This is a genomic window from Solibacillus sp. (genome assembly GCF_040273735.1).
Lineage (GTDB): Bacteria > Bacillota > Bacilli > Bacillales_A > Planococcaceae > Solibacillus.
This window is the reverse complement of record NZ_JBELZM010000005.1, coordinates 176,360-185,037: the sequence shown is the minus strand read 5'-3', so window position 1 is coordinate 185,037 and position 8,678 is coordinate 176,360. Positions and strand designations below refer to the sequence as shown.

Below are 8,678 nucleotides of genomic sequence, written 5' to 3'. Positions count from 1 at the left end.
ATTCCCTCCTATACTTACCTCAGTATGTTAAAACAATGTCACGAAGACTATTTTAATATTTAAAATATAAAATGCAGAGAGGTTTAGCTAAAATGCATACTCAAGACACCATGTGGCAAACTACCATCATGGAGGTGTATATAATGAGCAATAACAATAAAAACAATCGCAGCACTAGTGATGAGCAAGCAGTAAGAAAAAATTTATCAAGAGAGCTTGATCACGAACTAGCAAATGAACCTTTGACAGCTGCCGAGAGACTTAATAATAAGAAAACGAAGAAGCGGCAATAATATCATGCCCCCATCTAACACGTTGGGGGCTATTTATCCTTACTATAATAAAAATTCGCGCAAGCTTTTCCGATGACATCTCAAACAAGTTACAAGTCGCTTCAACTTTCCATATCATTTCTCTTCTTAATATCTCCAAAATATTTCCAAAGATGATATGTAGACCAAAAAAATGTCGGAAAAATAAGAATCGAAAGTGATGAAACATACGGCTTTTCATGCATATAACTAGGAGTAAAATAAATATATAGGACTAAGATTATTATGAATGGAACTAAAAGAATCCAGTAACGTTTGTCTTTAAAAGTATTAAAACTCCCCATAGATCCTCCCTTCACTAACATTTGATATTTCTATTAATCCATCCGTTAAAATCAAAAATATAGTATTTTTTTAACTTACCTTGCATTTAATATACCGAAACAAACTCAATTCTCCAACAAAGTGTCTGTTTTAAACAATAGAAAGGTACGAATATTGTTGGATCAACATTCGTACCTTTTAACCTTTTACTACAGTTAGTTCATTTGACGCCACTTTCTAAAATTTTGAACTTCCCCTGTTCACAGTCAACTTCTGCTTTAGCGCCATAAGGTAAAATAAATTTTGGTTCTGTATGGCCAAAATTCAAGTTGTATAATATCGGCAGGTTTTCTAAATCAAATTCTTTCATTACGTTATGAATTACCTCTTTATATTCCTCGTAGTACTTCTCGTCCTGCGGTTTACCAAAAATGATTCCATTTGTTTTTTGCAAAATGCCTTGTGCTGCGTAATTTCGCAACCAATATTTAATTAGGTTCGGTTCTGGATATTCTTCAGATGTTTCAAAGAAAAGGATGCTGTTTTCCCAATATTCATTTTCTGGCCAAATTTCAGTTCCCTTTGCAAACTCTAATACTTCAATGCCACCACCTATTAAATATCCCTGTACTACACCCGTCCCCTGAAGTACTTCATAACCTGAATTTTTCCGCATATTCCTAAGACGATTTTTATTTTCTTCTACCCATTCCAAGCGCTCACTCGTCCATTCGTTTGCAGGCTCAATTTCACCAATAATATCATTTGAGAATAGTGTCCGATTTACCATCTCAATTGTATAAGGATGCATCTGTACATTTTCAGCAAAATCGGTTAAGATAGCCGGCCCATAAAATGAAGAGATTCCCGCTTTATGACAAAATAGATGAGAAATGGTTACATCAGAGTAACCCATAAATATTTTCGGGTTTTTACGTATGACATCAAAATCAATATAAGGGAGTAGGCGGATACTATCTTCTCCCCCAATATTTGCAATGATTCCTTTGATCTGTTCATCTTTAAATGCCGCCATTAAGTCCTCAGCTCGAGCCTGTGGGTTTTGATAAAGATATTCTTCACCTTTCAAACTGTTCGGCATTGGTATTACCTCTAGTCCAAACACTTCCTCTAACCTCTTAACCCCTTGTTCATATCGCCATTTAAGTGCGGGTTCACCTGCTCCACCCCATGAAGGACTTACTGTAGCAATCCGGTCTCCCGGCTGCAACTTTACAGGCTTAATTAACATCTCCACTCACCTCTACAAATTCTATTTTTATGTATAGAAATTTAATTCTATAGAAAAAGTTTAATACCTGCCGTTAATTTAGAAACTAAACCTACAATAAATCACGGTACAAAATGCAATTTCACGCACTTTACTTATTTGTTTATATATACAGTTGAAATGTATAGTTGGACTGTATATAATGAAATAAAGTTCAACTGTAAATTGTTGGCAAGGAGCGTTGTAATGAAACGACATAAGTTATTGCCCTTAACAGAAACGATGCATTATATATTACTCGCTTTAAGAACGCCTTTGCATGGATACGCAATTATGCAAAAGGTTGAAACTATGAGTAATGGTGAGGTACGGATAGCTGCAGGTACTTTGTACGGAGCTATTGAAAATTTAATGAAGTACAACTGGATTGTGCTCGTTCCTTCAAACGACACTCGAAGAAAAGTTTATCGGATTACGGATGAGGGCTTAGAGATATTAGAAATTGAAAAAAGACGATTCATGCATATTCTTTCACTTTATGAAGGAGGTTTTAATGATGAAAAAGTTTAAAGTATTTTCGAATGCTCAAAAAGAGGAACAATGGTTAAACTATATGCTTGAAAAAGGCTGGCAATTAAAACGTGTAAATGCCTTTTCTGTATACACATTTGTAAAAACTTCAATTAAAGAACAAATTTTACGATTAGATTGTCAATCATTCGAATCTGAACAAAAATTTCAGGAATACAAAGCCTTTTTCGAGGACTTTGGCTGGATGCATGTAAGTGGCTCACGGTTCTCAACTTTACAGTATTGGTTAAATCCAACTAATAAAGACGATTCCCTTTTTTCCGATCTTTCCTCTATAAAACATTATTTTCAGCGTCTTAGCAAAATATATGGGACATACGCATACTTTTCTCTTTTCTTCACATTTTGTGTTTATCAAGGTCAAGGCTCAGAACAGTTTCTAAATCTTAAAGATGCTTATTATACACCTGAGTTATGGAACAAAAATGGCTTTGATTTTTGGAGTGCATTCTTATTCGAAACACCTTTTGCCATTACAAGATTCGGCTCTCCATGGATAATGCTTATTTTCGGTATACTCTCCTTAAATATGTATCTTAAATATAAAAAAGAAATAGCAAAGTCGATTGGATAGAATATAAGGAAATTTCTATAGCAGTCATAGCAAAAAAAGAGGAAATCCATGCATCGGTTTCCTCAATTTTTTTGTCCCAAAAACCGACAAATCCACAAAGCAACTATATTTTCTGCCAATGATCGACCATTTCTTCGTAATATGTATCTGTCCAATGGTAAGGTTGCAGTTCCTTTAATTTTTTAAAAATAATTGCTTCTGTATCATTTGAAATCGCACATTGTACTTGAGGCCCCCGCTGCCGCACCGCCCCAACCACTCGGATATCTCACATCTACTAATTCTTTTACTGTATTAAAAAGTTCTTTATCTAGCATTGATTCCTAGCTCCTGAAGATTAATTTTGATACTTATTCTAATTTTTACTTTTTTTATTCCAAAAATAAATAGAAGGTTGCTAAAAATGATTTATAATGTAAAATTTAGAAAATACATATATAGGCGGTGTAAACAGATGATGAACTCCCTCATTTTGAAACAGTATAGAAATGAATATCAAGCTCAAGTAGTTGATTTAATCCTTCATATTCAGCAACAGGAATACAACATCCCGATAACAAAAAATGATCAACCCGATTTGTTTAAGATAGAAGAATTTTATCAGACAGGGAATGGTAACTTTTGGGTAGCTAATTATAATAATAAGGTTGTAGGTACAATAAGTCTTTTGGATATAGGAGATAACCGAGTTGCATTAAGGAAGATGTTTGTTGATAAAGAATTTCGCGGAGCCAAATTTAAAACCGCAAGTCATTTATTAACCGCTGCAATTGAATGGGCAAAAGAACATTCAGTAGAGGTTATCTATCTAGGAACTACACCACAATTTCTAGCTGCTCACCGATTTTACGAAAAAAATGAATTTACAAGGATAAATCCGAATGAATTACTTGAAAGCTTCCCTGTATTACAAGTGGATAAATTATTTTATCAGTATTTCGTTCAATAGATGAGTGAGTTAGAAAAAATGTATGTGGATTTACAAGAAAGGAGATATTGCCATTGAATAATAATAAACTTAGTATGGGTATGTTAATTGCCATAGTTGGAAGTATCCTTATTCTAACTATTGGCGGTATAACAATTAACCAAATTTATAAGAATCATCAAGCAAATGAACTAATTATTGAGAAGTGTTTTGAAAACTTCAATCAAGTGGAAGAAGTAGTTATAAAGAAAGATGGGTTTTGGTCTCCGGTGATTTGTGAGAAAAAATAGCATGAAAATTTAAAGTCTTTTTATGCTATCCAATACATAGTGTTCTACAGTTTTTTTTATAGTGCCGATTGTGGAAATGAGTTAATTGCTACTATTTCTTTTTTTCTCTAGAAATATCGGTGCTATATTTAATGAGATAGAAACAATAGTTAAAAACCATAATGCCTTTTCCATACTTGGAACTACATCTTCATTTGCTGCCCAATCTTTTACTTCTACCCAATTTGTTATCAGAGTGTATTCGGCGCAAAGTGTTAATCCTGTAAATGATAGCCCCATTGCCATAGCAAGATTGTAATCCTTACCTGTTATGTACATATACAGGTTTATAAAAGTTGCCACTATTGCAATAAGACCTATTAATAACCACCTAATAATGCCTCCGATCCATTTTACTTCCATTTATAATGAAGACATGAATTATAATAAAATGGTTCCAACTTCCTCTTAAAAGATAATTCCGTACGGATTGTTTTCGAATAACTCTATAATGAAAACGAGCGCTGATTCTTATTACAGATTCGCGCACTTTGTTGAATAGTATATATAGGTGAATATGTCGGTGAATAAATCCTTCCTGTATCCGTATCAATTACAAATTCCACCTGAATCTTAGCATCATACGGAATTCGGCTAAATTGATAATATGAACACATGGACTTCGCAATTTCTGTGCTTGAGGAAGCCTGCTTTTTTGCTTGTTTATAAAATTTGTTTAACTGCTCTAATGTATAGTTTGGTCCAGATAACAGCACTTGCTGATCATATCCATCCATTTCAACTAACATATTTGATCACTACTGGTTGCTAGCCAGTCGTATAGCTTAGATTTTAAGCATCACGCATATAAATTTCTTCCATCTTATCAAAAACAGTGCTATCTAGAAAATCGCCTCGTTCAATATGTAATCTTTCACAAACTGCCCACAAAAACCAAAGCCATTGCTCATCCTGCTTCGTCATCGCCAGCACTCCTCCAGCTTCTATAAAAGGGATAACAGTTGATTTTGGTAATGTTTGAAAATATTCCACCGCTTCCTCAGCACCAGGCCAGTTAATATCCTGAAACAACTGGACTATACTTGGTAAAGCGGCGATGTTGTCCGGATAACCGATTTTCGTAACTACCTTCACACTATTTTGCCAGTAGTTTTTCCCATAGGGTGGAAAAACGAGCGCAAGCTGATGACGCGGTGTACGCGCCACAAGCCAATCTATTGCCTCCCGCTGAGTTTCTTCAGGTAAGTGCCAATGTAATTCATACACATAGTGCTTAATTAATTCAATGTCCATTACGTCACCTCTTCGTATTCAGGATTGCCATGCTGCATGCAGCCAAATAACTGACAGCCGCCATTAGGATACATATCGTAATCAAAAGGAGGTACATCTCCGTTTTCTAAGCACTGCCATAGCTTTTCTAAAGTCTGAAGCTGTTCGGTTAATTCAATTATGCACTCGTCACGATCCTGCGCTGTCCAATGCTCACCTAAATCCCTTTGCAGTTCATCGATTCGCTCTTCTTTTTTCTGTTGAATTGCTTGTTGAATGATTAATCGGCAAGCTTCGTAGTCTTCTAATTGCCACAGGGTATACGCATAGCGACTGACGCTATAAAGTGAAATGTAATAGCTGTTCCATTCTTTTTCAAACTGTGCTCGTGCTTCCTTGTAACAACCAAGTTCTATGTAAACATCAGCAATTTCAATGGCACCCGTGTAATCATCCGCTTCATCATTCCAATTGGCTAAAAGTGCCTTCGCCTTATCAATATGACCTGCATACAGCCAAGATACGACCTCGTGTAATTGCGTCATACCTGAATCACCTACACAGCGAGAAAAGACTTTCGCTGCTTGCTCAAATTCACCGAGCCGAAAATGCGCCATTGCTAAATTGTAGGTCGCTTCTTCCGCCTCGTTAAACATGAGTGCCTTCTGTAAATAATTTTTAGCTTCTATGTCTTCCTTGTTATGTAACGCGATTTCACCGAGCAGCATATATGGAAACGAAGACTTCGGTTTAAAGACCAGTGCTTGCTCTAATAATGTCCTTGCTTCATCTCGGTTCTCTTCCTCACGCAGCATAAACCATGCCAAATTATTAAGACTTTGAATAGACGGTATTTCTCTAGCTAGCTTTTTAAATAGTGAAAAAGATTCATCATAGTTATTTTGCTCTAACAGCATAATCGCTCTCGTATTTTCTGAAATTAAGCCGGTTAGAATTTGGTCTACCTTTCCAATATTATAGGTTCGATGAAGCTCTACATTTAACGCTACTAAAAAACGAATAACGGCTTTTTTCAACGTTTCACTAGGTAAAATCGGTTGCTCATAACTTTCAAGGTGTGACTGTATTTTAATTCCTTTTTCTTGTACAAAAAAATATAACAGCGATTCGTCACAATTATTGAAATTATACTTAAAGTCACTTATGTTACCACTACTCATCGTATGTAGCCATTTCCCCAAATGATTTGCCAGCTCTACAACATTTACAGAGGGTTTAGTTAAATACACCTGTCCCTCCACGTAAATTTGTAAATCTCCTTCGATATAACCGTTGGCAACTGCCCACTGTTCACTATTTAAATGCTCGCCTTCTAGCTGAAATTGAAATATCACGTTTCTCCCACCTTCTCTGTAAAAATATTTTCCATTGGTCAAATAGCGTTAACTGTTTGACCGGACCTGCGGATCAGTATCGTTACCTCTGTGCAGCTATTCCGGCAGCCACCTCTACGATACTAATAAATTCATATTCTATCCGTTCAAATTGTTATAGAACTATAAATGTTGAAATGATTATAAACAAAATTAAACAAGCACTCCAAACACAGCCCAATATCTTTTGATTATGTATATTTTTCCCTTGATGTAATTTTTCTAAGAGCTGAACTAAATTTAGAAACCATAAGATCGAGAATAATAAAGCACCTACCAGATATAACATTTCCATATTAACATCACCCTTTATGTAGAATAACTTAGCGCTTATCCTGAAAGTAATCTCCAATTTGAATCATCTTTTCGATAATTTCTCCATCATCTTTCTGTTGCCACGAAACATTAAGCTTATAGGTTTCAAAAATTCTTTGTAACTGCTCTCTCGAAAAATCCTTCGTATAAAAGATAAAACGTATGGAATCTTGCTTAAAGCTGCCATTTTTAAAATTGCTTGATCTACTCTCACCATTCATGTACATAGGTCCATATTTTAATTCAATTTCATCCATAAATGCCCTCCAATCAAAATCATGGTTTACGGTTAAATTGTTAAACATATTACCATTTAATATTTGATAATCTACAACTATAACTGCATAATACTGTTCAATTTCTTGCTCAGTAAAGTTACTTGCACGATTACTCAGTAGTTCAAGTTCCTGTTCGTTGACATTTTGAATTTCAAATTTTATTTTGTCCTCTATAACAAGCTCCTTTCGAGAACAACTAATTAGTAACAGGACAGCTAGTATTACAACGGCAATTTTTTTCACTGTACACCCCTATTTTAATTTATAAATTAACCACTTTTTAGGATATAAGAATTCCAACTAAGTTTTGTGTTTAAATCCAATATCTCTGCGAATTGCCAAGCATTGTAGTCAGTGGTATCCACTTCAAACTCTACTGTCTTAATACCTTTATCGCATAATTGATTTAATTGCTGTTTTAAAATTGGTAATAGATTCGTATTACTTTGGTTTCCAACCCACCCAATTTCGTAATGATCGTCATTGACAGGGTGAAGGAAGATAAAAGCAGTGATACGATTGTTTTCCATTACAGTAAAACTTAATTGCAAATCAGGTGAGTCATTAATAAAACTATCCTTCCAAGTTTGCCATGCCACCTCTTTTGCAGGGTTATGCAAGTGAGTATGCTCATAGCTATACTTTAAAAGCTTAAATAAATCTTCTTCTAAATTTGGCTGTTTTAATATTTGCTCGAGTGGTACCATTAATCCTGGCTCTTCCATCACTTTAAGCTTTTGCAATAAATCATTTATCATATAGTTCTCCATAAATGTTTTTCTGAAAAGCTGGAACTGAAATTGCTGTATTAATTGAATTTTTTCTAGCTCATTTTCCCAACAAGAAAAGATTATTCGATCGTGTGGAGGCTGATGAATAAGTAGTTCATTCATCAATTCGTTTGAAACTGTACCTGAAACGTGGATATATTTAGCAAATGGATGATTCGGATTGTTCCAGCTCATCCCGATAGCTTTTACAGTATCATCTAAAACTTCTGCGATTAGTTCATTATAGTTGTTAGACTGAATGCGCCATTGTACATTTTTTAAAGATTCAATCAGATGAGTATCGATTTTGTATTGAGTCAAATTGTCGATTTTTATGATGATTGGTTTGTGTTTCACGATGTTCTCCTTAAAGTAAGTTACAATAATCTAGATATAGAACTATTTAAATTGGTCTAGCGGGTATCTTCTATATAAATAG

The 8,678-nt window shown here is 34.8% G+C and carries 12 protein-coding genes and 1 pseudogene; 5 read left to right on the top strand and 8 right to left on the bottom strand.

All coding sequences use genetic code 11. From position 1 onward, the window contains the following. Positions 1–143 precede the first annotated feature (143 nt). On the top strand, positions 144–293 hold the full coding sequence (gene sspO, locus ABS917_RS07655) for a small acid-soluble spore protein O (protein ID WP_350478451.1): 150 nt from the start codon (positions 144–146) through the stop codon (positions 291–293). A 523-nt stretch (positions 294–816) separates the two neighbouring features. Here the strand turns inward: sspO and ABS917_RS07650 are convergent. Then, positions 817–1,848: a S66 family peptidase gene (locus tag ABS917_RS07650; RefSeq protein ID WP_350478450.1), complete on the bottom strand. Its 1,032-nt coding sequence runs from the start codon at positions 1,846–1,848 to the stop codon at positions 817–819. Between the two features lie 225 nt (positions 1,849–2,073). On the opposite strand from ABS917_RS07650, the gene ABS917_RS07645 reads away from it, so the two are divergent. Together ABS917_RS07645 and ABS917_RS07640 are read left to right on the top strand one after the other, a co-directional pair. Then, the gene (locus tag ABS917_RS07645) at positions 2,074–2,397 is read left to right on the top strand and encodes a PadR family transcriptional regulator (RefSeq protein ID WP_350478449.1); all 324 of its coding nucleotides are present in this window, start codon (positions 2,074–2,076) and stop codon (positions 2,395–2,397) included. Beyond that, entirely contained in the window at positions 2,384–2,992 is a 609-nt protein-coding gene (locus tag ABS917_RS07640) for a DUF2812 domain-containing protein (RefSeq protein WP_350478448.1), read from the top strand. The genes ABS917_RS07645 and ABS917_RS07640 overlap by 14 nt, the downstream gene beginning before the upstream one ends. A gap of 103 nt (positions 2,993–3,095) precedes the next feature. Here ABS917_RS07640 and ABS917_RS18920 read toward each other — a convergent pair. Next, a pseudogene (locus ABS917_RS18920) lies at positions 3,096–3,227 on the bottom strand (cytidine deaminase); the annotation flags it as partial. A gap of 219 nt (positions 3,228–3,446) precedes the next feature. Here ABS917_RS18920 and ABS917_RS07630 point away from each other — a divergent pair. Next, positions 3,447–3,941 carry a GNAT family N-acetyltransferase gene (locus ABS917_RS07630; RefSeq protein WP_350478463.1) on the top strand — a complete coding sequence of 165 codons (495 nt, stop codon included), beginning with the start codon at positions 3,447–3,449 and terminating at the stop codon, positions 3,939–3,941. A 53-nt stretch (positions 3,942–3,994) separates the two neighbouring features. After that, positions 3,995–4,210 (top strand): hypothetical protein, encoded by a 216-nt coding sequence (locus tag ABS917_RS07625; protein WP_350478447.1) that lies wholly within the window; start codon positions 3,995–3,997, stop codon positions 4,208–4,210. A gap of 81 nt (positions 4,211–4,291) precedes the next feature. On the opposite strand, the gene ABS917_RS07620 is transcribed toward ABS917_RS07625, so the two are convergent. The 6 genes from ABS917_RS07620 to ABS917_RS07595 form a co-directional block, all read right to left on the bottom strand. Then, positions 4,292–4,612, bottom strand: a complete 321-nt coding sequence (locus ABS917_RS07620; RefSeq protein WP_350478446.1) for a hypothetical protein — start codon at positions 4,610–4,612, stop codon at positions 4,292–4,294. An 83-nt stretch (positions 4,613–4,695) separates the two neighbouring features. Beyond that, complete coding sequence (locus tag ABS917_RS07615; RefSeq protein ID WP_350478445.1) at positions 4,696–4,998, bottom strand: hypothetical protein; 303 nt, start codon at positions 4,996–4,998, stop codon at positions 4,696–4,698. A gap of 43 nt (positions 4,999–5,041) precedes the next feature. After that, complete coding sequence (locus ABS917_RS07610) at positions 5,042–5,503, bottom strand: hypothetical protein (protein ID WP_350478444.1); 462 nt, start codon at positions 5,501–5,503, stop codon at positions 5,042–5,044. Then, positions 5,503–6,837 (bottom strand): tetratricopeptide repeat protein, encoded by a 1,335-nt coding sequence (locus tag ABS917_RS07605; protein ID WP_350478443.1) that lies wholly within the window; start codon positions 6,835–6,837, stop codon positions 5,503–5,505. Before ABS917_RS07605 ends, ABS917_RS07610 begins: the two co-directional genes overlap by 1 nt. A gap of 362 nt (positions 6,838–7,199) precedes the next feature. After that, the gene (locus ABS917_RS07600) at positions 7,200–7,712 is read right to left on the bottom strand and encodes a hypothetical protein (RefSeq protein WP_350478442.1); all 513 of its coding nucleotides are present in this window, start codon (positions 7,710–7,712) and stop codon (positions 7,200–7,202) included. A gap of 26 nt (positions 7,713–7,738) precedes the next feature. Further along, entirely contained in the window at positions 7,739–8,596 is an 858-nt protein-coding gene (locus ABS917_RS07595) for a VHS/ENTH/ANTH domain-containing protein (protein ID WP_350478441.1), read from the bottom strand. Positions 8,597–8,678 lie beyond the last annotated feature (82 nt).